Below are 26,100 nucleotides of genomic sequence, written 5' to 3'. Positions count from 1 at the left end.
GAAACAGCTAATAGGTTGTTAAGGATGGAGATTAGAATCAATGGAAACTTCAGCAATTTTACACCGGCCCGATAGTGAGTATGCTTATCTTTATAAAGAAGATGAAATGCACATTCGTTTACGAACTAAAAAAGGCGATGTTGCCAAAGTCGGAATTATTAGCGGGGACCCTTATTTACATGGGGTTAAGAAATGGTATTTAGATGATGCACCCATGGAGCTGCTTGCCAGTACGGATATACACGATTATTGGATGATTGCAACAGGTGCAGAGTTCAAACGGTTGTCTTATGGTTTTCATATCGTAGGTACTGACGGAATTGAAGTTTTTTATGGCGACCGTGGAGTCTTTCCTTATGAAGAAAAATATTTAGAACCGGCTAATTCATTTTTCAGAATGCCGTATTTTCAAGAAATCGACCGGTTCAAATCTCCAGATTGGGTCAAAGAAACTGTATGGTATCAAATTTTTCCTGAACGTTTTGCCAACGGGGATACAAGCAATGATCCGGAAGGCACATTGCCATGGGACAGTAAAGAACATCCGACCCGTGATGATTTTTACGGCGGAGATTTACAAGGTGTAATCGATAACCTAGATTACTTAGTTGATTTAGGTATCAACGGTATTTATTTCTGTCCAGTTTTTAAGGCGACTTCCAACCATAAATATGACACAACGGATTATTTCGAAATCGATCCTGATTTTGGAGATAAAAAAACGTTTAAAAAATTAGTTGATGAAGCTCACAAACGGGGCATTAGGATCATGTTAGATGCAGTTTTTAATCATATGGGCATGCTTTCTTATCAGTGGGAAGATGTCGTCAAGAATGAAGCAGATTCCAAATACGCTGATTGGTTCCATATCCACCAATTCCCAGTGAAATTAGACGAAAGTTTAACGACGGAAGAATTGGAGAATGTTGGCAATGTACCTTACGATACCTTTGCTTTTACGGGTCATATGCCAAAGTTAAATACAGCTAATCCAGAAGTACAAGATTATTTATTAGAGATTGCGGCCTATTGGATTCGTGAATTCGATATTGATGCTTGGCGCTTAGATGTTGCCAATGAAGTTGATCACCATTTCTGGAAACGATTCTACCAAGTTACGACTGATTTGAAAGAAGATTTTTATATCTTAGGCGAGATTTGGCATTCTTCACAAAGCTGGCTGCAAGGTGATGAGTTTCATGCGGTAATGAACTATGCTTTTACGGAAACCATTGAAGATTTCTTTATGAAAAAACGGATCACAGCCCACAAAATGGTTGCAGGTTTAAATGAGCAGTTGATGTTGTACCGCCAGCAAACCAATGAAGTGATGTTCAATATGCTGGATTCTCATGATACGGCACGTATTTTAACCATTAGTGCCGGCAATAAAGACACCGTTAAATCAGCATTAGCGTTCACATTTGCTCAAAATGGATCGCCTTGTATTTATTACGGAACGGAAATTGGAATGGACGGATTCGATGATCCGGATTGCCGTAAATGTATGGTTTGGGATGAAGCCAAGCAAGATTTGAAGATGCTGGCATTTACTAAAGAGTTGATTGCCTTTAGAAAAGAACACCAAAAACTATTCAGTTACGGACAACTAGATTGGTTTGATATCCGTGACGAAGAACGAGTTGTTGGATTCAAGCGCATTTTAGGAGAAGAAACGTTGATCGCTTACTTTAATCAAGGAGAAGAAGACTTAGAATTAACGTTAGCTGAAAAACCAGAAGGACTGTTGGGACATTTAGCATTTGTCGACAATCAATTGTTGTCCATCAAGCAAAACGGGTTTGCTATTTTTAAAGATCGTTAATCGATTATTTGTTTAAGGACGGTTGTTTTCCAAACAATCGTCCTTTTTTTACGGAAAAGGTCCAGCTGAATTTCGGAAGCTTAACAAGTCATGAGTGTAAACGGTTGCTGAAAAAAGTTCTTTATTGGATAATAGAGGTATAGTTCGATATTTCATTTTATTATACTTTAAAAGGAGGATTTTCATTATGGCTTATAAAGGATGGAAAAGGTTGGCTTTGAGGGTTGTCTCTGCAAGTGCTTTGCTGTTGTTGGCTGCTTGTAACGGAGGCGGAGGAGATGGAGAAACATCTACTAGCGGTGGAGATGCTGGAGGTTCTACCACTTTGAAAGTAGATGTAGATCCAAGATACACAGATTATGTTAATGAAATTATTCCGGCATTTGAAAAAGAACATAATGTTACCATCAAAATAACCGAAAAAGATATGTTTGATTCTATTGAAGCTTTGCCGCTTGATGGCCCTGCTGGAATCGGGACCGATGTTTTGGTTGCTCCTTATGACCGTATTGGGATTTTAGGGCAGCAAGGACACTTGGCAGAAGCGTCATTACCCGATGATGGGCGATACGATGAAATGGATAAAAAACAAGTACTTTCTTCGGATAAAGTCTATGGCGCACCATTCGTCATTGAGACATTAGTGCTATTTTATAATAAAGATCTCTTAGATACAGCACCAGCGACTTTTAAAGACTTGGAAGAGTTATCTAAAGATGAACGGTTTGATTTTAAAAATGAAACAGGTAAAAATACAGCCTTTTTAGCTAACTGGGTAACTCCGTATCATTATTTAGGCTTGATCACTGGATATGGAGGATACGTTTTTGGCGCAGAGGGTACGGATACATCAGATATTGGATTAAATACTCCTGAAGCAGTCGAAGCGATTACTTATGCTTCTAATTGGTATCAAAATATTTGGCCGCAAGGAGCACTAGATGTTACGAGTGCTGAAAACTTTATGAATGATCAATTTACTGGCGAACATACCGCAGCCGTTATTAATGGTCCATGGGGCGCAGCAAGCTATAAAGATGCAAATGTAAATTATGGAGTGTCCACGATTCCCACTTTGCCAAATGGTGAAAATTATCAACCTTTTGCCGGAGGATCAGGCTGGACCATCAGTAGTTATTCTAAAAATAAAGAACTTGCTCAAGAATGGTTAGACTATGTTAATAATGATGAAAATTCTCAAAAATTGTATGAAATGTCAGCTGAGATACCAGCAAATCAAGAGACAAGAACCGCTATCAGTAAAGGCGATGATGAATTAACGAACGCTGTAATTGAACAATACGCTTCATCAGTGCCAATGCCAAATATCCCTGAAATGGAAGAAGTTTGGACAGGAACAGAATCCATGATCTTCGATGCAGCTTCTGGTAATAAAACACCTAAAGAAGCAGCGGATGATGCTGTTCAATTGATTAAAGACAATATCGAGCAAAAATACAGTACTCAATAAAAAACGATTTTGGCAGAGATGTATTTGGTCTCTGCCAAAAATATAGAGAATTAAAAACCAAACGTTTCTAAATTCAACGTAATGAAATAGTAAAGGCATCTTGTTACCGCTAACAGAAAGAAAACGGTTGCAGGAAAGCGGTTAATCAATGATAATAAGATTGTAAGCTAAAGCAGCACATACATCAAAGGGGGATTTAGCAATGAAGAAGAATAATTGGAAGAAATATGCCTTAGGTTTAGTTTCGGCAAGTGCCTTGGTTTTGGCAGCTTGTAGTGGAAGCGGAACGGAATCATCAGATTCAGGATCAACAAACGGCGGCGGTTCTGCTGATGGAGAATTACATATATCCGTTGATGCAGGATATGTAGATTACGTTAACGATATCAAAGCAGATTTTGAAAAAGAACACGATGTAACCATTAAAGTGACTGAACGGGATATGTTTGAACAATTAGAAGCACTTTCATTGGATGGACCAGCTGGCAGCGCACCCGATGTTATGATGTCAGCTTATGACCGAATTGGACCTTTAGGACAACAAGGCCACATTGCTGAAGTGACGTTAGGCAATGAAGAACAATACGATGATACCGATAAAGCACAAGTAACCATTGACGGTAAAATTTTTGGCGAGCCGGCCGTTATTGAAACGTTAGTTCTTTACTACAACAAAGATTTAATCGATCAAGCTCCTGAAACGTTTAAAGATGTTGAAGCGTTGGCAAAAGACGAAAAATATGACTTTGCCGGAGAAGCTGGTAAAAATACTGGATTCTTAGCAAAATGGACTGACTTTTATTTCTCTTATGGTTTAGTCGCCGGGTATGGCGGATATGTCTTCGGAGATAATGGAACAGACCCTACAGATATTGGTTTAAACAATGATGGTGCAGTTGAAGCTATCACATATGCAACGGACTGGTTCCAAAATGTTTGGCCTCAAGGGATGAAAGATATCACTAGTTCAGATGCCTTTATTACAGATCAATTCTTAGCTGGTAAAGTTGCTGCATTTATTGGCGGACCTTGGCAAGCTGCTGATTTGAAAGAAGCAGGTGTCAACTACGGCGTAGCTACTATTCCAACTTTAGACAATGGAGAAGAATATCAAGCATTTGGCGGAGGAAAAGGTTGGGTTGTCAGCAACTACTCTAAAAACAAAGAGGTTGCGCAAGAATGGTTAGACTATGTTACTACTGCAGAAAATCAAAATAAATTTTATGATGAAACAAATGAAATTCCAGCAAACCAAGAATCTCGTATGTATGCTACCGATCAAAAAGATGAATTGACTACGGCAGTGATCGAGCAATACCAAGAAGCCCAACCAATGCCGAATATTCCAGAAATGGCTGAAGTTTGGACAGGTGCTGAAAACTTAATGTTTGATGCTGCTTCAGGAAATAAAACACCTAAAGAATCAGCCGATGATGCAGTGAAATTGATTTCCGAATCAATCGAACAAAAATACACGAATTAATCTAGGATTCCAATAGAACGTACCTTATCGGCAGAGGATGATTTATTCTCTGCCGATAAGTGTTAATTTGAAAAAGAGGAGGAGAAGCTGATGTCTAAACAGACACAACCTCAACAGGTAAAAAACGAAAAAAAAGCCATGTTGTATTCCATTATTCCTGGCATGGGTCAATTTTATAATGGACAAAGGTTTAAAGGAATCGTATTCTTAAGTATTTTTCTTCTGTCTATTTATGAAATGATTATTTTTGGTGCCAATGCTATCAAAGGGTTGATTACATTGGGAAGCACTCCTATTGAAGATCACTCTTTGTTTATTATGATTGGCGGGACCCTGCAACTGATTCTGATAGTTATCTTTTTAGCTTTTTATGCTTTAAATATTTACGATGCAAAAAGAGTAGCACACCGTTGGAATAAGGACTTAAAAGTCAACACTTCTGCCAAAACGGTTTTATACAATGTTTACGATAATGGTTTTCCATATCTATTGATCGTACCCGCTTATCTAATGATGGCTTTTACGATCATCTTCCCCGTTTTAGTGACCTTATTTATGGCTTTTACCAACTACGATTTCTATCATATCCCGCCAGCAAATTTAATTGACTGGGTCGGCATCAAAAACTTTACCAACATCTTATTTTTGAGTTCTTATCGTGATGCCTTCACTTCAGTTTTCAGTTGGACGGTCATTTGGACACTTTGTGCGACAACACTGCAAATCACATTAGGGATTTTTACCGCAGTTATCAGCAACCAAGCATTTATTAAAGGCAAACGCTTCTTTGGGGTCATTTTCTTATTGCCATGGGCAGTACCGGCATTTATCACTATTTTGTCATTTTCGAATATGTTTAATGACAGTATCGGTGCTATTAATACTCAAGTGTTGCCACTGATTAACCAGCTGCCTTTTGTTGAAATCGGACAAATTGCTTGGAAAACCAGTGCTTTATGGTCAAAAGTAGCCATTATTATGATTCAAGGTTGGTTAGGATTCCCGTATGTCTATGTTATGACCACTAGTATTTTGCAATCTATTCCAGAAGATTTGTATGAAGCTGCTAAAATTGACGGAGCTAGTGCCATTCAACGGTTTAAAGAAATTACCTTGCCGATGATCTTCATGGTGGCAGCTCCAACGTTTATCACACAATACACCGGAAACTTCAATAACTTTTCAATGATTTACCTCTTTAATGATGGAGGACCAGGAAGTGTTGGAGGAGGAGCAGGGGCAACTGATATTTTGATTTCGTGGATTTATAAATTGACGACCGGCACATCGCCGCAATATTCAATGGCTGCCGCAATCACGTTGATCATCTCTACACTTGTTATCGCAGTTTCGTTGCTTGTGTTCCGTAAAACAAAAGCTTTCAATATGGAGGATGCTTAAGATGAAAACAAAAATGAAATCTCAAAAAACTTCCAGAATCTTAAATCAATTTTTTACTTACTTCTTTATGATCGCATTGTCGATCATCATTATTTATCCTTTACTAATTACAGCCAGTTCAGCTTTCAAATCAGGCAATATCACGGCTTTTGCACTTGACTTTAACGCTGAATGGACATTGAATAACTTCAGACGTTTATTTACAGAAACGCTTTATGGCACGTGGTATAAAAATACGTTGATCGTCGCTGTTTCAACAATGATCGTTCAAGTTGCTTTAATTACTTTAGCGGGTTATGCCTATAGCCGCTACAATTTTATGGGCCGTAAAAAAAGCTTGATGTTTTTCTTGGTGATTCAAATGGTTCCAACAATGGCTGCTTTGACTGCTTTTTATGTTATGGCCTTGCTGTTGGGCGCACTAGACCAGTTCTGGTTCTTATCTATGCTGTACATCGGCGGCGGTATTCCAATGAATACATGGCTGATGAAAGGGTACTTTGATACGGTTCCGAAAGAATTGGATGAATCTGCTAAGTTGGATGGAGCGGGACATTTCCGAATTTTCTGGCAAATCGTTTTACCATTGGTTCGTCCCATGATAGCCGTTCAAGCACTATGGGCTTTCATGACACCATTTGGCGATTATATGCTAGCTCGTTTTTTACTCAGAAGTCCAGAAAAAATCACTGTAGCAGTAGGATTGCAGACATTTATCAGCAACCCGCAAAACCAAAAAGTTTCTTTATTTGCGGCAGGTGCGATTTTGATTGCGGTTCCGATATCCGTTTTATTCTTCATGTTGCAAAAAAACTTTGTAACGGGCTTAACCTCTGGAGGAACAAAAGGATAACCGTTGCGTGAGCTCCATTGATCAAAGTAACAAAATCAAACAGTCGATTCGATATCGATTAACAATTGAAATTCATAAAGAAAAGAAGTGACGAAATGAAAACAGATCAGTTCCCATTAAACTATTTTAAAAGCATTTGGACACCTAAAGGTTCATTCAAAGGGCGCCATCAATTGAATTGGTTTCAACTCATTGTTGTTTTGTTCTTTGTGAACGGCTTATTGATGATTCCAGTCGCGTTAAATTATGTGAAAATGGATCATTACCCAATTGAAGGGAGCTATCCTCATGCTTTTGGTTTGATAGATGAATCAGTTGTTTCTGAATTAAACCAAGCCGCTGTTACAGCTGGAACGCTGCAAATTGACAATGAAGTTGAGTGGATAACGGATAATGGAATAGTTAGTGTGAACGTGTCTGATTCAGCAGTTCAACAATCCTTGAAAGCGGAAAATGCTCTTGTTTTTTCCGAAAATGGATTCTATCTAAAAGACGGTGATCTGCCAGTTTCGAAAATCCAATACACCAAGGATTTTGATTTGAGCAATGCAACTTCCGTTCAAAAATTAAAAGCAGCCCTTTCACGGCAGTGGTTTGTTCAGAATCGCCTGTATGTCGTGGGTTCTTTGATGCTGTTGGTGTTCAGTATTTTACTTATCAGTACCATTTTTATTGTCTTTGGTTCGGCTGTGTTCTTGTATCTAACGAAAAAAAGTTCTTTCTCATCCATTAAGACGTATAAAGAATCGGTGAATATAATTGAAAATGCGATAGGCTTGCCGACTTTAGTGGCTTTAATATCTGCAGTTGTCCAGTTTGATGTGGTGGTTATGCTCACGATTCAATCGCTTGGACTCGTTTTAATGATTTTAATGATTTTTTACCAGACCCGTTTTAATGATAAGACAATACCAAATAAAGGATTTGGCAACTTGGGAGGAAAAATGAATGATTAAGCGTTTATTTGAGGTTGATCCTTGGAAAATTAAAACTACTTCATTAACAAAAGAAGACAAACGGCTTCAAGAAAGTTTAACCTCTATCGGAAATGGCTATATGGGTATGCGCGGCAATTTCGAGGAAGGGTATTCCGGCGACAGCCATCTAGGAACATATATCGCTGGTGTCTGGTTTCCTGACAAAACTCGTGTGGGCTGGTGGAAAAATGGGTATCCGGACTATTTCGGAAAAGTGATCAATGCGACCAATTTTATTCCCGTTGAAGTGTACATCAATGATCACAAAGTTGATTTAGCTAAAGATAGCATAAAAGACTATGAAATCGAATTAGATATGAAAAAAGGTATTTTGTCTCGCGGTTATACATGGATCAAAGACGAACTTGAAATCCGACTTCACTTTAAACGGTACGTCAGTCTAACGATCAAAGAACTAGCAGTGATCGAAGTTGAAGCTGAAGTTTTGCAAGGATCAGCCACCGTTACATTTAAAGCATTAATGGATGGCAATGTGACCAATGAAGACAGCAATTATGAAGAAAATTTTTGGTTGGAAATAGAACGCGTAGCAGGAGAAAAAAGCTATTTGACGACCAAAACCATTCCCAATCTCTTCAACATCGAACAATTTACAGTGACAACGATGATGCAGACACTAGCTGAGAATCCAGAAAGCCGACAAACAGCTGATGGATTTATGCTGGTCAGTGAGGAACTGGTTTATGCATTAGAAAAAGGCGAACAAGCGAAAGTTACCAAATTAGTTAGTGTAGTGACCAGCCGCGATGTAGAACCGGAAAATCAAAAAAATGCAGCCGCGGAACTGCTTGATAAGGCGATTGCTAAAGGTTCTGCTGTTTTAGAGGCAGAACATAGCGCAGCGTGGGAAGAACGCTGGCACAAAGCTGACGTGAGGATCGAAGGCGATGATGAAAGCCAACAAGGCATTCGATTCAATATTTTTCAGCTGTTTTCAACTTATTACGGAGAAGATTCTCGTTTGAACGTTGGACCTAAGGGCTTTACCGGAGAAAAATACGGAGGAGCTACTTATTGGGATACAGAAGCTTATATTGTGCCAATGTACTTATCTGTAGCAGACGAATCGGTCACCGAACAATTATTGAAATACCGGCATGAGCAATTGCCGGGTGCTTTTCACAATGCTGAACAGCAAGGACTAAAAGGGGCTTTGTACCCCATGGTTACCTTTAATGGGGTTGAATGCCATAATGAATGGGAAATTACATTTGAAGAAATCCATCGGAATGGTTCGATTGCATATGCTATTTACAACTATACGAATTATACCGGTAAAGAAGACTATCTGTTGACCGCTGGTATCGATATCTTAGTAAATATTTCCCGTTTTTGGGCCGATCGAGTGCATTATTCTAAACGAGCCGGTCAATACATGCTCCATGGGGTAACCGGGCCCAATGAATACGAGAACAACGTTAACAACAACTGGTATACCAACCGAATGGCCACTTGGACCTTGCGCTATACATTAGACAATTTAAAAAAAGTTTCGGCAGTAAAATTAAAGGAACTGGATGTAACGCAAGAAGAAAAGCTTCATTGGCAAGAAATTATTGAAAATATGTACGAACCTTATGATGAAGAATTAGGCATCTTCGTACAACACGATACTTTTTTAGATAAAGATTTGCGTTCCGTTTTATCTCTAGATGCCGCTGAACAGCCTATTAACCAGCACTGGTCTTGGGATAAAATATTGCGTTCTTGTTTTATTAAACAAGCCGACGTGTTGCAAGGAATCTATTACTTAAATGATGAATTTACAATGGAAGAAAAACAGAGAAATTTTGATTTCTATGAACCAATGACCGTGCATGAAAGCTCCCTATCTCCTGCAATCCACGCTGTTTTAGCAGCTGAACTGGGAAAAAAAGAAAAGGCTGTTGAATTATACGCCAGAACAGCACGGTTAGACTTGGACAACTACAATAACGATACGGAAGATGGTTTGCATATCACTTCGATGAGTGGTGGCTGGTTAGCTATCATTCAAGGTTTCGCGGGCATGCGTACGGTCGATCAGCAATTGTCCTTTAAACCATTTTGCCCAGAAAATTGGCAAGGGTATAACTTTATGATCAAATACCGCGAACGTTTACTGCAGATCACAGTTGCTAAAGAAACCGTCACCGTTGCTTTAATTGAAGGAGAACCACTGAAAATCAAGTTATATGAAGAAATTGTCGAATTAGTTAATGAAGTTTCAGTAGCTATTCAGTAAAGTGCTTGAACCCACAAATAGAACAGTATATTTGTGGGTTTTATTAGTTTACAAAGTGAGGGGCAAAGTAAATGATTAAAGGATTTGTTTTTGATTTAGACGGAGTGTTGACCGATACAGCTGAATACCATTATTTAGCTTGGCAAGAACTAGGTGGAAAAATGGGTATTGCTTTTGACCGAGTTTTTAATGAACAGCTGAAAGGCATCAGCCGGATGGATTCATTGGAGCGCATTTTGAAGTATGGCAACAAAAGTAGGGCTTATACCGAAGATGAAAAAATAGCTTTAGCGAATGAGAAAAACGAAGATTATAAAAAATTGATCACAAATATTTCGCCAGCTGATTTACTGCCAGGTATCTCAGAGTTGCTAAAAGAATTAAAAGCAGCTGATATCCAACTAGCACTGGCATCAGCCAGCAAAAATGGCCCGATTATACTGAAGCGTCTGGGCATTGAAAATCTATTTGATACGATTGTAGACCCGGCATGTTTGACACATGGCAAGCCCGATCCGGAGATCTTTATTAAAGGGGCTGAACAATTGGGCTTACGACCAGATGAATGTGTTGGAGTTGAAGATGCAGAAGCAGGTATTGAAGCAATCAATGCAGCTGGGATGTTTTCAGTCGGAGTAGGCAGTAAAGAATCTATGAAAGCAGCAGATTTGTTCGTAACGGATACAAGCGAATTAAATGTGCGAGATATTTTGACTGCTGCCGCTAACTGGTCTCATAAAGAACAGAAAGGAAGTTTTTAAATCAATGGAAAAAAAATGGTGGCATCGTTCAGTTGTTTATCAAGTCTATCCCAGAAGTTTTCAAGATAGTGATGGCGACGGATTAGGCGATTTACAAGGCATTATTCAACGGTTGGATTATTTAGCTGAATTGGGCATTGATGTGATTTGGTTAAGTCCGGTCTATCAATCACCCAATGATGATAATGGATACGACATCAGCGATTATCAAGCTATTTCACCCGAATTCGGTACAATGGCCGATATGGAAGAATTGATTGCACAAGCAAAACAACGAGGGATCCAGCTTGTGATGGATTTAGTGGTCAATCATACTTCTGATGAACACCCATGGTTTGTTGAAGCTTTAAAAGGACGGGATAATCCGTTCCGTGATTTCTATATTTGGCGGGATCCAGCTGAAGACGGCGGATTGCCGAATGAATTATTATCGGTTTTCAGCGGTCCGGCTTGGGAATTTGATGAAAATTCCGGTCAATATTATTTGCATCTCTACAGTAAAAAGCAACCCGATTTAAATTGGGAAAATCCTGAAGTCCGGGAATACATTTGGAGTATGATGAATTTTTGGCTGAAGAAAGGCATCGGTGGTTTCCGGATGGATGTAATTGACACCATTGGAAAAGTACCCGACGAGCTCATTACCACTAATGGACCTAAACTGCACGAGTACTTGCAAGAAATGTATCAACAGACATTCGGCAATTACGATGTATTAACAGTAGGTGAGACTTGGGGAGCAACGCCAGAAATCGCGAAGTTGTATTCGGATCCGTTGCGTAAAGAATTGTCCATGGTCTTTCAGTTTGAGCACATCGGTTTAGATCAATATCCAGACAAACCAAAATGGGATACTAAACCGTTGGATTTTATTGAGCTAAAAGCAGTGTTTACCAAATGGCAAACGGAATTGGGAGACAGCGGCTGGAATAGCCTCTTTTGGAACAACCATGATATTCCCCGCATCGTTTCCAATTGGGGCAACGATTCAGATGAATACCGAGTCGTTTCGGCAAAAATGTTTGCAACATTTTTACACTTGCTGAAAGGAACGCCTTATATTTACCAAGGAGAAGAAATCGGGATGACGAACACAGCGGTTTCTTCTATAGAAGAGATTGATGATATTGAAAGCAAAAACATGTACCATGAACGTATAGCAGAAGGATATGATCCCGAGAATATTTTAGCTTCCATCAACAAAAAAGGTCGCGATAACTCTAGGCGTCCAATGCAATGGGATGATTCCGTGAATGCAGGTTTTACAACGGGGACACCATGGTTAGCGTTAAACCCCAATTACCAAACCTTAAATGTAGCAGCTGATCGGCACCAAACAAGTTCGATTTTTGAACATTACCAAAAATTGATTCAGCTGCGTAAAGAGCATGAACTCGTTATTTGGGGAGATTATCAAGAATTGTTGCCTGAAGATCCACAACTTTACGTTTATGAACGTAGTTATGAGAGCGAGACATGGCTGATTGTAATTAATTTCTATGAGTCAATAGTTACTTATCAAGATAAAACACGTAAAGCTGCTTCCGTTATTAGCAGTAATTATTCAGATAGCTCAGTGGACTTGACTGATTTAGTACTACGTCCATATGAAGCTATTGTTTATAAACTGAAGTAAAGAAAAGAGTTTTAAAGAAAAGATTTTTCTTTAAAACTCTTTTCTTATTAGGATTGAATTTGGTAATACGAACGATAAGGAGATAGGTTCTGAGGAAAGTTCCTTTATTCATTTTTGTTTGTATATATATACGCTAATTAAAGCTGTGTTTTATTTTAACGTTCGTTTTTAAAAACAATTGCTAAAATAACGATATTATTGTTGACCAAATCTTAAAATGTTGGTATAGTAATTGTTGTCGTTAGGTTAACGATGCAAGTGGTTACAGAAAAATAAATTTAAAAGATAATAAAAAGCTTTGACAGAAGGTAAACAGTTATGCTAAACTATTGGAAGTCACAAGTTTAACTGGCTGAAACAACTCTTTTGGATATTTATCCATTAAAAAAACTTTTTATACAAAAGCTGTTGACAAGCAAGTCAGCTTCTGGTAATATTTAGAAGTTGTCAAAACGACAACGCAACCAAATTAGACCTTTGAAAACTGAACAAAGCAAAACGAACCAAATGTGTAAGGTGGTTTAACCAAGGGTTAAACCAACAGAAACAAAGTGAAAGAAATTTCGCTAGCAAGTCAATTAATGAGCTTCAAGCATCATTAAAAGGGTGAAGTCCTAACGGACAAAGCCAACTTTTATGAGAGTTTGATCCTGGCTCAGGACGAACGCTGGCGGCATGCCTAATACATGCAAGTCGAACGCTTCTTTTCTACCGGGTGCTTGCACCCACCAGAGAAGAAGAGTGGCGGACGGGTGAGTAACACGTGGGTAACCTGCCCATAAGTGGGGGATAACAGCCGGAAACGGCTGCTAATACCGCATAATTCCAGTGATCTCCTGATCGTTGGATGAAAGGTGGCTTCAGCTACCGCTTATGGATGGACCCGCGGCGTATTAGCTAGTTGGTGAGGTAATGGCTCACCAAGGCAATGATACGTAGCCGACCTGAGAGGGTGATCGGCCACACTGGGACTGAGACACGGCCCAGACTCCTACGGGAGGCAGCAGTAGGGAATCTTCCGCAATGGACGAAAGTCTGACGGAGCAATGCCGCGTGAGTGAAGAAGGTTTTCGGATCGTAAAACTCTGTTGTTAGAGAAGAACAAGGATGAGAGTAACTGCTCATCCCCTGACGGTATCTAACCAGAAAGCCACGGCTAACTACGTGCCAGCAGCCGCGGTAATACGTAGGTGGCAAGCGTTGTCCGGATTTATTGGGCGTAAAGCGAGCGCAGGCGGTTCTTTAAGTCTGATGTGAAAGCCCCCAGCTCAACTGGGGAAGGTCATTGGAAACTGGGGAACTTGAGTGCAGAAGAGGAGAGTGGAATTCCACGTGTAGCGGTGAAATGCGTAGATATGTGGAGGAACACCAGTGGCGAAGGCGACTCTCTGGTCTGTAACTGACGCTGAGGCTCGAAAGCGTGGGGAGCAAACAGGATTAGATACCCTGGTAGTCCACGCCGTAAACGATGAGTGCTAAGTGTTGGGGGGTTTCCGCCCCTCAGTGCTGCAGCTAACGCATTAAGCACTCCGCCTGGGGAGTACGGCCGCAAGGCTGAAACTCAAAGGAATTGACGGGGACCCGCACAAGCGGTGGAGCATGTGGTTTAATTCGAAGCAACGCGAAGAACCTTACCAGGTCTTGACATCCTTTGACCACTCTAGAGATAGAGCTTTCCCTTCGGGGACAAAGTGACAGGTGGTGCATGGTTGTCGTCAGCTCGTGTCGTGAGATGTTGGGTTAAGTCCCGCAACGAGCGCAACCCTTATTACTAGTTGCCAGCATTCAGTTGGGCACTCTAGTGAGACTGCCGGTGATAAACCGGAGGAAGGTGGGGATGACGTCAAATCATCATGCCCCTTATGACCTGGGCTACACACGTGCTACAATGGATGGTACAACGAGTCGCAAGACCGCGAGGTCAAGCTAATCTCTTAAAGCCATTCTCAGTTCGGATTGCAGGCTGCAACTCGCCTGCATGAAGCCGGAATCGCTAGTAATCGCGGATCAGAACGCCGCGGTGAATACGTTCCCGGGTCTTGTACACACCGCCCGTCACACCACGAGAGTTTGTAACACCCGAAGTCGGTGAGGTAACCTGCAAAGGAGCCAGCCGCCTAAGGTGGGATAGATAATTGGGGTGAAGTCGTAACAAGGTAGCCGTATCGGAAGGTGCGGCTGGATCACCTCCTTTCTAAGGAATATTACGGAACCTCACACATACGTTTTGGCTTTGTTCAGTTTTGAGAGGTCTAATCTTCTCAATGCATCAAAAATGTTGTTCTTTGAAAACTGGATAGTGTTTAACAATTGTAACAAAGTAAGAAACCAAGTAAAAACCGCGTTTTATTTTTTTACGATTCGCATCAGTTGATGTTGGATCGCTATTAACAACGACCATAGGTTAAGTTAATAAGGGCGCACGGTGGATGCCTTGGCACTAGGAGCCGATGAAGGACGGGACTAACGCCGATATGCTTTGGGGAGCTGTAAGTAAGCTGTGATCCAGAGATTTCCGAATGGGGAAACCCAGCACCTTTGATAGGGTGTTACTGCTGACTGAATACATAGGTCAGTAGAGGTAGACGCAGAGAACTGAAACATCTAAGTACCTGCAGGAAGAGAAAGAAAATTCGATTCCCTGAGTAGCGGCGAGCGAAACGGGAAAAGCCCAAACCAGAAAGCTTGCTTTCTGGGGTTGTAGGACTGAACACATAGAGTCATAAATGAACGGTGTAAGAGAAGCGACCTGGAAAGGTCCGTCAAAGAGGGTAAAAGCCCCGTAACTGAAACTCCGTTCACTCTGATCAGTATCCTGAGTACGGCGGAACACGAGAAATTCCGTCGGAATCCGGGAGGACCATCTCCCAAGGCTAAATACTCCCTAGTGACCGATAGTGAACCAGTACCGTGAGGGAAAGGTGAAAAGAACCCCGGAAGGGGAGTGAAACAGCACCTGAAACCGTGTGCTTACAAGTAGTTAGAGCCCGTTAATGGGTGATAGCGTGCCTTTTGTAGAATGAACCGGCGAGTTACGATCCCATGCGAGGTTAAGTCGATGAGACGGAGCCGTAGCGAAAGCGAGTCTGAATAGGGCGAATGAGTATGTGGTCGTAGACCCGAAACCAAGTGATCTACCCATGTCCAGGTTGAAGGTGCGGTAATACGCACTGGAGGACCGAACCCACGTATGTTGAAAAATGCGGGGATGAGGTGTGGGTAGCGGAGAAATTCCAATCGAACTTGGAGATAGCTGGTTCTCTCCGAAATAGCTTTAGGGCTAGCCTCGGAATAAGAATCATGGAGGTAGAGCAACTGTTTGGACTAGGGGCCCTTCTCGGGTTACCGAATTCAGATAAACTCCGAATGCCATTGATTTATATCCGGGAGTCAGACTACGAGTGATAAGATCCGTAGTCGAGAGGGAAACAGCCCAGACCACCAGCTAAGGTCCCAAAGTTTATGTTAAGTGGAAAAGGATGTGGGGTTGCTTAGACAACTAGGATGTTGGCTCAGAAGCAGCCATCATTTAAAGAGTGCGTAATAGCTCACTAGTCGAGTGACCCTGCGCCGAAAATTTACCGGGGCTAAACATAACACCGAAGCTGTGGATAGAACTTAGGTTCTATGGTAGGAGAGCGTTCTAAGGGCGTCGAAGCTAGACCGTGAGGACTGGTGGAGCGCTTAGAAGTGAGAATGCCGGTATGAGTAGCGAAAGACGGGTGAGAATCCCGTCCACCGAATGACTAAGGTTTCCTGGGGAAGGCTCGTCCTCCCAGGGTTAGTCGGGACCTAAGTCGAGGCCGATAGGCGTAGACGATGGATAACAGGTTGAGATTCCTGTACCCGTTTGTTTTGTTTGAGCAATGGAGGGACACAGTAGGCTAAGGAATACGCACTGTTGGATATGTGCGTCCAAGCAACAAGTCTTGAAGCGAGTCAAATGCTTGCTTCTCTAAGGACAAGTTGTGATGGGGAGGGAAATTAAGTACCGAAGTTCCTGATGTCACACTGTCAAGAAAAGCTTCTAGTGAGAAACAAACGGCCCGTACCGCAAACCGACACAGGTAGTCGAGGAGAGAATCCTAAGGTGTGCGAGTGAACTCTCGTTAAGGAACTCGGCAAAATGACCCCGTAACTTCGGGAGAAGGGGTGCTGACCATTTGGTCAGCCGCAGTGAATAGGCCCAAGCAACTGTTTATCAAAAACACAGGTCTCTGCTAAATCGAAAGATGACGTATAGGGGCTGACGCCTGCCCGGTGCTGGAAGGTTAAGAGGATGGGTTAGCTCTCGAGCGAAGCTCAGAATTGAAGCCCCAGTAAACGGCGGCCGTAACTATAACGGTCCTAAGGTAGCGAAATTCCTTGTCGGGTAAGTTCCGACCCGCACGAAAGGCGTAATGATTTGGGCACTGTCTCAACGAGAGACTCGGTGAAATTATAGTACCTGTGAAGATGCAGGTTACCCGCGACAGGACGGAAAGACCCCATGGAGCTTTACTGCAGTTTGATATTGAGTGTTTGTACAGCTTGTACAGGATAGGTAGGAGCCGATGAAACCAGGACGCTAGTCTTGGTGGAGGCGTTGGTGGGATACTACCCTTGCTGTATGACCACTCTAACCCACAGCCATGATCTGGCTGGGAGACAGTGTCTGACGGGCAGTTTGACTGGGGCGGTCGCCTCCTAAAGAGTAACGGAGGCGCCCAAAGGTTCCCTCAGAATGGTTGGAAATCATTCGTAGAGTGTAAAGGCAGAAGGGAGCTTGACTGCGAGACCTACAAGTCGAGCAGGGACGAAAGTCGGGCTTAGTGATCCGGTGGTTCCGCATGGAAGGGCCATCGCTCAACGGATAAAAGCTACCCTGGGGATAACAGGCTTATCTCCCCCAAGAGTCCACATCGACGGGGAGGTTTGGCACCTCGATGTCGGCTCATCGCATCCTGGGGCTGTAGTCGGTCCCAAGGGTTGGGCTGTTCGCCCATTAAAGCGGTACGCGAGCTGGGTTCAGAACGTCGTGAGACAGTTCGGTCCCTATCCGTCGCGGGCGCAGGAAATTTGAGAGGAGCTGTCCTTAGTACGAGAGGACCGGGATGGACACACCGCTGGTGTACCAGTTGTTCTGCCAAGAGCATCGCTGGGTAGCTATGTGTGGACGGGATAAACGCTGAAAGCATCTAAGCGTGAAGCCCCCCTCAAGATGAGATTTCCCATCACGCAAGTGAGTAAGACCCCTGAGAGATGATCAGGTAGATAGGTTGGAAGTGGAAGTACAGCGATGTATGGAGCGGACCAATACTAATCGGTCGAGGACTTAACCAATTTTTTAAACGGTGTCTTGGTTTCGACACGATGTTGCAAGAGAAAAACACTATCCAGTTTTGAGAGAACACCGTTCTCTTGATGAACCAATGTGCGGTGGTGACGGCAAGAAGGTCACACCTGTTCCCATGCCGAACACAGCAGTTAAGCTTCTTAGCGCCGATGGTAGTGAAGGGTTTCCCTTTGTGAGAGTAGGACGCTGCCGCGCATTGATCATTATTCCGCAATAGCTCAGCTGGTAGAGCGCATGACTGTTAATCATGATGTCGCAGGTTCGAATCCTGCTTGCGGAGTCCATAGATTTCTATGAAAAAGAAACACAAAAGAGAGTGTCGAAGAACCAACTTGGAGAGTTGTCCGAGCGGCCGAAGGAGCATGATTGGAAATCATGTAGGCGGTGCACACTGTCTCAAGGGTTCGAATCCCTTACTCTCCGTTTCAAAATTGCGTTTCGGCCCGTTGGTCAAGTGGTTAAGACACCGCCCTTTCACGGCGGTATCACGGGTTCGAATCCCGTACGGGTCATGAGTCATTTAGGAGGTTTAGCTCAGCTGGGAGAGCATCTGCCTTACAAGCAGAGGGTCAGCGGTTCGATCCCGTTAACCTCCATTGAACAATTTTATAACGGTCTCGTGGTGTAGGGGTTAACATGTCTGCCTGTCACGCAGAAGATCGCGGGTTCGATTCCCGTCGAGACCGCCATTTTTTTAATACAAGCATTACGGAACCGAAAGGTTCGATTATGGCCTGGTAGCTCAGTTGGTAGAGCACTTGATTGAAGCTCAAGGTGTCGGCAGTTCGATTCTGTCCCAGGCCACCATTTTTTTCAACTGGAGGGGTAGCGAAGTGGCTAAACGCGGCGGACTGTAAATCCGCTCCTTCGGGTTCGGCAGTTCGAATCTGCCCCCCTCCACCATTTTTTTTTAAAACCCATCTAAACTGATAGGGATATAGTTTAAAGGTAGAACAATGGTCTCCAAAACCATTAGTGTGGGTTCAATTCCTACTATCCCTGCCATTTTTATATTTAACCTTTTACATTACGGCGATTGTGGCGAAGTGGTTAACGCACCGGATTGTGGTTCCGGCATACGTGGGTTCGATCCCCATCAGTCGCCTTTTTCATTTATGGGCTATAGCCAAGCGGTAAGGCAAGGGACTTTGACTCCCTTATGCGTTGGTTCGAATCCAGCTAGCCCAGTTTTTTAGAATAACCCAACACTCAATTTTAAAGATGGCGGTATAGCCAAGTGGTAAGGCAGAGGTCTGCAAAACCTTCATCACCGGTTCAAATCCGGTTACCGCCTTATCTAATGAATTGCCTGTTGTCAGCATCCTGCCGGCGTGGCGGAATTGGTAGACGCGCTGGACTCAAAATCCTGTGCCCGCGAGGGCGTGCCGGTTCGATTCCGGCCGCCGGTATCCTAAAAGCTCCAACAGTCTTCGGACTGTCGGGGCTTTTTTATTTGTTCTATAAAGTACTGTTACACGTACGTATGAATGATAATGACAATTAGGTGCAGAACCAAATATTTTTATTCAGCTGAACAAAAATATATCCGCTAAAGCACCTATAGTATTAAACAAATAGTTTTCCTTCTTAAGTCCTTACTTAATGGCTAACTATATCATAGAATGATATAGTTGAGATGTTAAATACCTATTTGAAGGACTCTATATAGCAATCAAACATAGGAGGAAAATGTATGGAAATTCGTGTCTTGCGCTATTTTTTAGCTGTTGCACAAGAGGAGAGTATTTCAGCAGCAGCTCAGTTGTTGCATCTTTCCCAACCGACACTTTCCAGACAGCTTAAGGAACTGGAAGAAGAGTTAGGCATTATTTTATTTATTCGCGGCAACAGAAAAATAAGTTTGACAGAAGAAGGAGTATATTTAGTTAATCGAGCAAAAGAGATTTTGTCCTTGGTAGATAAAACAACTTTAAACCTTAAAGAAGCAGAAGTTGTTAGCGGCGATATTTATATCGGTGGCGGTGAAAGTAAGGCAATGAGGCTGATCGCCAAAATAAGCAAAGAGATAATGGATGAGTATCCTGAAGTTCGTATTCATCTATATAGCGGCAATGCGGACGAATTGGCGGAAAAATTAGATAATGGGTTATTAGATTTCGGGATTGTGATCGATCCTTCAGATAAACAAAAATATGATGCTATCCGCTTGCCTGATAGAGATATATGGGGACTTTTGATGCAAGACAGCAGTTCTTTAGCAAAGAAAGATGTTATCGTTTCAAGTGATTTGAAGGGATTACCGTTGATCGTGTCTCGTCAAACACATGTAGCCAATGAATTATCAAACTGGCTAGGCAATAATTTGGAGCAGTATAACATAGTCGCAACATACAACTTACTTTATAATGCGTCTTTGTTGGTAAGCGAAGGAGTTGGTTATGCGTTGTGTTTGTATGGTCTGATAAATACCACTGGAGAGAGTGATCTTTGTTTTCGTCCTTTAGAACCAAGTCTAGAAGCAAAATTGACGATCGTTTGGAAGAAGAATCAGATTCATTCAAATGCTGCAAAGAAATTTTTGGAGAGCGTTAGAAGTAATTTAAAGATAGAGTGAAGGACCAGCCGACTTTTTGTTTTCTTTTTAATTAACTCGATCAATCCTCAATTCCTAATGTCCACTGCCTTCAATGCACATTTTTGGTTTTTAATAATGCTTATAATTCTAGTCGCTTGAAGTTTCTAAATCAGTTAGTTTTAAATAAGGTTTGCTTCTTGATTTGAGGAAAACGCTGAGACGCCTCATCAAAAATTGGGAAACGTTATGTTTTGTGTTCGTATTATTTTACTTTACAATGGAACATGAAGAGAATTGAGCGATTGGAACCCATTAGAAAGCAATATGATTTAGGAGGAGAAAATGAAATGAAAACGTTTGATGAAGAATATTTAGCAGCTGTAGTGAATGGTGAAGTGTACACCGAGACGAATAAAAAGTATGAAAATTTAAGAATGGTAAAAAATACTGTTTTCGATCCGCATCCGCTGGCAATTGTGAAGTGCCTTAACGAAGCAGATGTAGTTCAAACGATTCGTTATTGCCGAGAGCAGGAATTGGCATTTACTGTGAAATGTACTGGACATAGCGCAGCGGGATTCAGTGCGGGAGATGAAGAAATAGTAATCGACATTTCTAGTTTGGATCAAGTAGAAGTTGATGGATCGACTAATTTGGTAACCGTGGGCGGTGGTGCAAACTGGTTTAAAGTGGGCGAAGCTCTGGTGCCTTATGATTTAGCCATCACTTCTGGAGACATGGGCGGCGTAGGGGTTGGCGGCAATGCCCAAGGAAGCGGAATGGGATTTTTTATTAGAAAATATGGGGTGACAACAGGGCGTATACGGAAAGTTCGGGTCGTGGATGCAACAGGGAAAATTCTGGTAGCTTCTGAAACGGAACACTCGGATTTATTCTGGGCCATTCGAGGCGGAGCAGGAAATTTTGGCGTGGTAACTGAATTTGTATTTGAAGCACATCCAGGAGGGACTGTCTTAGCCGGCAATTTATTTTACCAGTATGATCCGCAACTGATCCAACAATTGACTGACTATATTTTGCATGCTCCTGATGAGTTAAATGGAACGTTATCCTTTACGACTGCCCCATTCACTAGCCAAATGCCGGAACAATACAAAGGTCAATTGGTGATTGCATTAATGGTATGTATTAAAGGAAGCCCTGCTGCTGGCAACCAAATGATTAAAGAATTAAAAAAATATTCCGGTTTCCTTTTTGACGAAGTTGATTTTGTTCCTTATATTAAATTATTTCCACCTATTGATCCAAGCGGCAATACGTTAATGCTTAACTTTTATACAAATGAATTACCTGATGAACTAATAAGTGAATTAAATCAAGAATTGGTAACCACAGGCGACCCTCAGCTGGTTACTCAAGTAAAAGTATTAGGCGGTTACTTTGGAAGAGTATCAAATGAAGCCATGGCGTACTCGCAACGAGAAAACAACTATTTGGTGATCATGCGAAAAGCGTTTGGTTCGGCAGAAGAAGCTCTTCTAGCTAATGAGGACTGGAAAGATAAGTGGGAACAGTTAAGAAAATACGCTAATGGAATAGATATCAACTTTTTAGGTATAGGCCAGTTAAATGAGCTAGAAATGATGTACAAACCAGCTAATCTGAAAAAATTAAAAGAACTGAAAAAGCAGTATGATCCTGCTAATTGTTTTATTGGAGTTTTGTCTATTCAGTAAAAATGCTATATTCAATAAAAGCGACTGCTAAAAGTAAAATTTTAGCAGTCGTTTTTTATTCTCTTTTTTATATTTGTATATACAAATATAAGTTTTGTCTTTACAACTAAAATGTAAAGGTTTACAATGTAGATGTAAACGAATAAATAGGAAGGAGCACAGCTAAACAATTAAGAGAACCAGCTTTAGAACGGGCTACATTATTAAAATACCATCAGTACAAAGGAGAGTAACTTAAGTGGACAAAAATAAATGGATTGAGAAACTAGGAAATTTTGCCAATAAAATTAACAGCTATAAATACATTATCGCCATCAAAAATGCCTTTACGGCTTTGATACCAGTCATTATTACTGGAGCCTTTGCAACCCTGTTTTCTAATATGGTATTTGATTCAACGATGGGATTAGCCAAATTTGATGCTTTATCCTTTTTAGCAGAATTAAAACCAATTGCTCAATCCATCAATTATGCAACGATGAATATGCTGACCATTAGTGCTGTTTTTTTAATTGGACTTGAAGTCGGAAAATTGAATAAGGTCAAGGGTTTCTTTCCTGGGCTATTAGCCGTGATCAGTTACATTTCCGTTAATCCAACTACAGTAGAATTAATGGTCAATGAAAAATTACAAGTCGTTCCAGATGTTTTAGCTAGACAATATACAGATACAAAAGGGTTGTTTCTGGGAATGTTTATTGCCATTTTATCCGTCGAACTGTTTACATGGCTAGGAAAACAAGAAAAGCTGACGATTAAAATGCCGGATACGGTCCCGCCAAATGTCTCCCGCAGCTTTTCAGCATTGATCCCGACTATCCTTACATTTACATTGATCGCGACAGTAGGGTTTGCAGTTTATCGACTTACTGGGATGTACTTATACGATATCATCTATACGATCATTCAACGACCGTTAGAAAATGTTATGCAAGGTCTACCAGGTATTTTGTTGCTGATGTTTGTTTCGCAAGTATTTTGGGTTATCGGAATCCATGGCAATCAAATGATCAAACCAATCCGAGAACCGCTTTTACTTGCTTCTATTGCTGTAAATACAGATGCGTTTAATGCCGGAAAAGAAATTCCTAATATTATCACTATGCCATTTTGGGATATGTATATGAGCATTGGCGGATCTGGTGTAACGATTGGTTTATTAGTCGCTATCTTCTTAGTTGGAAAACGCGATGATATGAAAGAAATCGCCAAATTATCTTTTGGTCCCGGGCTTTTTAATATCAACGAACCAGTCATTTTTGGGATGCCGATCATGTTGAATCCAATTTTAGCCATTCCCTTTATTATTACTCCGTTGATTACAGGCATGATTGGTTATTTTGCAACAGCCATTGGCTTTGCCGGCAAAGCAGTCGTTATGATTCCTTGGACTACTCCGCCAATCATTAGTGCATATCTCGCTACAGCTGGCAGTATCGGAGCGGTTGTAACGCAACTGATTTGTATTGTTGTATCGATAGTGATTTACTTGCCCTTTGTAAAAATTGCAAATAACCGTCAAGCAGCTTAGTTTTAAAAATTTCGTTTTGTTCGGTTTTAAAAAATAGAGTAACTAAATGAATAAAAAAGAAAGAGAGTGATTTTTGTGATTAAAACTATCCCGCAAGATTTTATTATAGGAGCAGCTTCATCCGCTTGGCAAACGGAAGGCTGGAAAGGCAAAAAAGAGGGACAAGATTCCTACTTAGATACGTGGTACAAAAATGAACGCCATGTTTGGCATGAAGGATATGGGCCCGGCGTAGCTACTAACTTTTATGAACGCTATCAAGAAGACATCGATTTAATGAAAGAAGTCGGATTAACCCATTTTCGGACATCCATTAATTGGGCACGCTTTTTTACAGACTATGAAACACTTGAAGTCGATGAAGACTATGCCGGTTATGTCGATCGTGTGATAGATGCATTGATTGCGGCAGGCGTAGAACCTATGTTGTGCTTAGAACATTATGAATTGCCAGCTTTTTTACAAGATAAATACGATGGTTGGAGTTCTAAGAAAGTAGTCGATCTATTCACACAATATGCTGAGATCGTATTTGATCGTTATGCCGATCGTGTGAATTACTGGTTTACCTTTAACGAACCGATCGTCATCCAAACCCGTGTTTATTTAGATGCGATTCGCTACCCGCATGAACAAGACACAAAAAAATGGATGCAATGGAACTACCACAAAGTTTTGGCAACAGCGAAAGTGGTGGAACTTTACCACCGAAAACAATACAAAGGACAAATTGGGATCGTTTTAAACCCAGAAGTTACGTACCCGCGTTCTTCATCAGAAGCGGATCAAAAAGCAGGCGAAATGTATGATTTGTTTTATAATCGTATATTTTTAGATCCTTTGGTCAAAGGTACTTATCCAGCGGAACTTTTCCCGCTGTTAGAACAACACAATATTGCGTTTGATTCTACTGAAGCGGAAATGCGCATCATTAAAGAAAATACGGTTGATTATTTGGGGATCAATTTATATTATCCGCATCGTGTAAAGGCACCGAGTTACCAATGGAACGAAGCGACTCCTTTTCATCCGGCTTATTATTTTGAACCGTTTGAATTGCCAGGCCGTAAAATGAATAAGTCCAGAGGGTGGGAGATTTTTCCGGAATTGGTCTATGATATGGGAATGCGGATTAAAAATGAGTACGGCAATATTCCTTGGCTGATTACTGAAAACGGAATGGGCATTGAAAATGAAGAACGATTCAAAGATGAAAAAGGTGTGATACAAGATACCTATCGGATTGAATTTATTAGAGATCACTTAGCTGCTTTATTGGAAGTAACTGCTGCGGGATCGAATTGTAAGGGCTATATGCTATGGGCTTTTACGGATTGTGTTTCACCGATGAATGCGTTTAAAAACCGTTATGGATTGGTCAGCATTGATTTGGAAAATAACCGCGATCGTTCTTTAAAACAATCAGGATTTTGGTATAAAGAAATAATCAAAAACCGTTCCATAGACATGGAAGAGGAACCAGATTACAAATAGAAAACAAGTTTTATAAAAAAAACGAGCAGAAACTATGATATACTAGCATCTATAAATGAGCGTATTAAAAAAGCTCGATAGACTCGTTAAGCAGGCGGTGAAAGAGATGCTGGCAAAATATAAAAAGGTAGCAAATGAATTACGTAAAAGGATCCAACAAGGTTATTACTCAGCAAAAGAAGTTCTGCCAGACCAAAAAACATTGGCATTGGAGTTTGAAACTAGTCGTGTAACAATAAAAAAAGCTTTAGATGTCTTGTACGTTGAAGGGTTTATTTATACGATTCAAGGGTCGGGAACGTATATAAAGAAAAATGCATTCCAATTATCAGAATCTGGAGTTAAAATTGGACAAAATATGGGGCTTACTCACCAAATTGATGAAAGCGTAGAATTAACCAATGAAATTTTAGCTTTTGGCGTACGTTTTCCAAATGAAGAGGAAAGCGGGCAGCTTTTTTTAAAACCTGAAAATCCAGTTTATGAAATTAAGCGGTTAAGAATATTAAATGCTAAGCCTTATTCAATTGAGTATACGATTATTCCTGTTGAAATTGTCTCTGGTTTGACAACCGATATTCTCAACCATTCTGTTTATGATTATATCCAAAATGAGCTTGGGTTAGTCTTTGGAGGAAACCGACAAACGATCAAGGCAGCACAACCTAATGAATACGATAAAAAATATTTGAATTGTGCTGTTGACGAACCGGTTTTGGAAGTGACCAAAGTAATGTTTTTGGAAAGCGGCACGCCTTTTGAATTTTCGAAAGTACGGCATCGTTTTGACATGGTCGAATTTTCTTTTGTTAATCCAAGCAGTCAGATTTAATGAAATCAAAACCAAATGGTTCG

General features: G+C 41.1%; 14 protein-coding genes, 12 tRNA genes and 3 rRNA genes. All 29 read left to right on the top strand.

Annotated features, from left to right (window positions below):
- Positions 1–40 precede the first annotated feature (40 nt).
- Positions 41–1,825: a glycoside hydrolase family 13 protein gene (locus NY10_RS03705; RefSeq protein ID WP_058918698.1), complete on the top strand. Its 1,785-nt coding sequence runs from the start codon at positions 41–43 to the stop codon at positions 1,823–1,825.
- A gap of 187 nt (positions 1,826–2,012) precedes the next feature.
- Entirely contained in the window at positions 2,013–3,296 is a 1,284-nt protein-coding gene (locus tag NY10_RS03700) for an extracellular solute-binding protein (protein WP_058918697.1), read from the top strand.
- 202 nt (positions 3,297–3,498) lie between these two features.
- Positions 3,499–4,779: an extracellular solute-binding protein gene (locus NY10_RS03695; RefSeq protein WP_058918696.1), complete on the top strand. Its 1,281-nt coding sequence runs from the start codon at positions 3,499–3,501 to the stop codon at positions 4,777–4,779.
- A 90-nt stretch (positions 4,780–4,869) separates the two neighbouring features.
- Positions 4,870–6,180: a sugar ABC transporter permease gene (locus tag NY10_RS03690; RefSeq protein WP_058918695.1), complete on the top strand. Its 1,311-nt coding sequence runs from the start codon at positions 4,870–4,872 to the stop codon at positions 6,178–6,180.
- Positions 6,181–6,193: 13 nt separating this feature from the next.
- Entirely contained in the window at positions 6,194–7,033 is an 840-nt protein-coding gene (locus NY10_RS03685; protein ID WP_231726786.1) for a sugar ABC transporter permease, read from the top strand.
- 95 nt (positions 7,034–7,128) lie between these two features.
- Positions 7,129–7,989 (top strand): DUF1189 family protein, encoded by an 861-nt coding sequence (locus tag NY10_RS03680; RefSeq protein ID WP_058918693.1) that lies wholly within the window; start codon positions 7,129–7,131, stop codon positions 7,987–7,989.
- Entirely contained in the window at positions 7,982–10,255 is a 2,274-nt protein-coding gene (gene mdxK, locus NY10_RS03675) for a maltose phosphorylase MdxK (RefSeq protein ID WP_058918692.1), read from the top strand. Before NY10_RS03680 ends, mdxK begins: the two co-directional genes overlap by 8 nt.
- 71 nt (positions 10,256–10,326) lie before the next feature.
- Positions 10,327–11,016, top strand: coding sequence for a beta-phosphoglucomutase (pgmB, locus tag NY10_RS03670; RefSeq protein WP_058918691.1), 690 nt, complete (start codon positions 10,327–10,329; stop codon positions 11,014–11,016).
- A 4-nt stretch (positions 11,017–11,020) separates the two neighbouring features.
- Positions 11,021–12,652 (top strand): glycoside hydrolase family 13 protein, encoded by a 1,632-nt coding sequence (locus tag NY10_RS03665; protein ID WP_058918690.1) that lies wholly within the window; start codon positions 11,021–11,023, stop codon positions 12,650–12,652.
- Between the two features lie 632 nt (positions 12,653–13,284).
- Positions 13,285–14,846, top strand: a 16S ribosomal RNA gene (locus tag NY10_RS03660).
- 208 nt (positions 14,847–15,054) lie between these two features.
- Positions 15,055–17,974 (top strand): 23S ribosomal RNA (locus tag NY10_RS03655).
- Positions 17,975–18,066: 92 nt separating this feature from the next.
- A 5S ribosomal RNA gene (rrf, locus tag NY10_RS03650) occupies positions 18,067–18,182 on the top strand.
- The 16S, 23S and 5S rRNA genes sit together here with 12 tRNA genes alongside, the layout of an rRNA operon.
- Before the next feature lie 12 nt (positions 18,183–18,194).
- Positions 18,195–18,267: transfer RNA gene (locus NY10_RS03645), tRNA-Asn, on the top strand.
- A gap of 54 nt (positions 18,268–18,321) precedes the next feature.
- Positions 18,322–18,410: transfer RNA gene (locus tag NY10_RS03640), tRNA-Ser, on the top strand.
- 17 nt (positions 18,411–18,427) lie between these two features.
- Positions 18,428–18,499 (top strand) — tRNA-Glu (locus NY10_RS03635).
- A gap of 11 nt (positions 18,500–18,510) precedes the next feature.
- Positions 18,511–18,583: transfer RNA gene (locus NY10_RS03630), tRNA-Val, on the top strand.
- A gap of 17 nt (positions 18,584–18,600) precedes the next feature.
- Positions 18,601–18,676, top strand: a tRNA-Asp gene (locus tag NY10_RS03625).
- 42 nt (positions 18,677–18,718) lie between these two features.
- A tRNA-Phe gene (locus NY10_RS03620) sits at positions 18,719–18,794 on the top strand.
- 12 nt (positions 18,795–18,806) lie between these two features.
- Positions 18,807–18,890, top strand: a tRNA-Tyr gene (locus NY10_RS03615).
- Between the two features lie 28 nt (positions 18,891–18,918).
- A tRNA-Trp gene (locus tag NY10_RS03610) sits at positions 18,919–18,992 on the top strand.
- A gap of 27 nt (positions 18,993–19,019) precedes the next feature.
- A tRNA-His gene (locus NY10_RS03605) sits at positions 19,020–19,092 on the top strand.
- An 11-nt stretch (positions 19,093–19,103) separates the two neighbouring features.
- Positions 19,104–19,175: transfer RNA gene (locus NY10_RS03600), tRNA-Gln, on the top strand.
- Positions 19,176–19,210: 35 nt separating this feature from the next.
- Positions 19,211–19,281 (top strand) — tRNA-Cys (locus NY10_RS03595).
- A 31-nt stretch (positions 19,282–19,312) separates the two neighbouring features.
- A tRNA-Leu gene (locus tag NY10_RS03590) sits at positions 19,313–19,396 on the top strand.
- A gap of 284 nt (positions 19,397–19,680) precedes the next feature.
- On the top strand, positions 19,681–20,562 hold the full coding sequence (locus tag NY10_RS03585) for a LysR family transcriptional regulator (protein ID WP_058918689.1): 882 nt from the start codon (positions 19,681–19,683) through the stop codon (positions 20,560–20,562).
- Between the two features lie 308 nt (positions 20,563–20,870).
- Positions 20,871–22,220 carry an FAD-binding oxidoreductase gene (locus NY10_RS03580; protein WP_058918688.1) on the top strand — a complete coding sequence of 450 codons (1,350 nt, stop codon included), beginning with the start codon at positions 20,871–20,873 and terminating at the stop codon, positions 22,218–22,220.
- A gap of 238 nt (positions 22,221–22,458) precedes the next feature.
- Positions 22,459–23,751, top strand: coding sequence for a PTS sugar transporter subunit IIC (locus tag NY10_RS03575; protein WP_058918687.1), 1,293 nt, complete (start codon positions 22,459–22,461; stop codon positions 23,749–23,751).
- A 78-nt stretch (positions 23,752–23,829) separates the two neighbouring features.
- Positions 23,830–25,245 carry a glycoside hydrolase family 1 protein gene (locus tag NY10_RS03570; protein WP_376821384.1) on the top strand — a complete coding sequence of 472 codons (1,416 nt, stop codon included), beginning with the start codon at positions 23,830–23,832 and terminating at the stop codon, positions 25,243–25,245.
- Between the two features lie 106 nt (positions 25,246–25,351).
- On the top strand, positions 25,352–26,077 hold the full coding sequence (locus NY10_RS03565) for a GntR family transcriptional regulator (RefSeq protein ID WP_231726763.1): 726 nt from the start codon (positions 25,352–25,354) through the stop codon (positions 26,075–26,077).
- The last annotated feature ends 23 nt before the right edge of the window (positions 26,078–26,100 follow it).

It is taken from the genome of Carnobacterium sp. CP1 (assembly GCF_001483965.1).
Taxonomy (GTDB): Bacteria; Bacillota; Bacilli; order Lactobacillales; family Carnobacteriaceae; genus Carnobacterium_A; species Carnobacterium_A antarcticum.
Note: the sequence above shows the minus strand (reverse complement) of the source record. Positions and strands in the feature narration are given on the sequence as shown.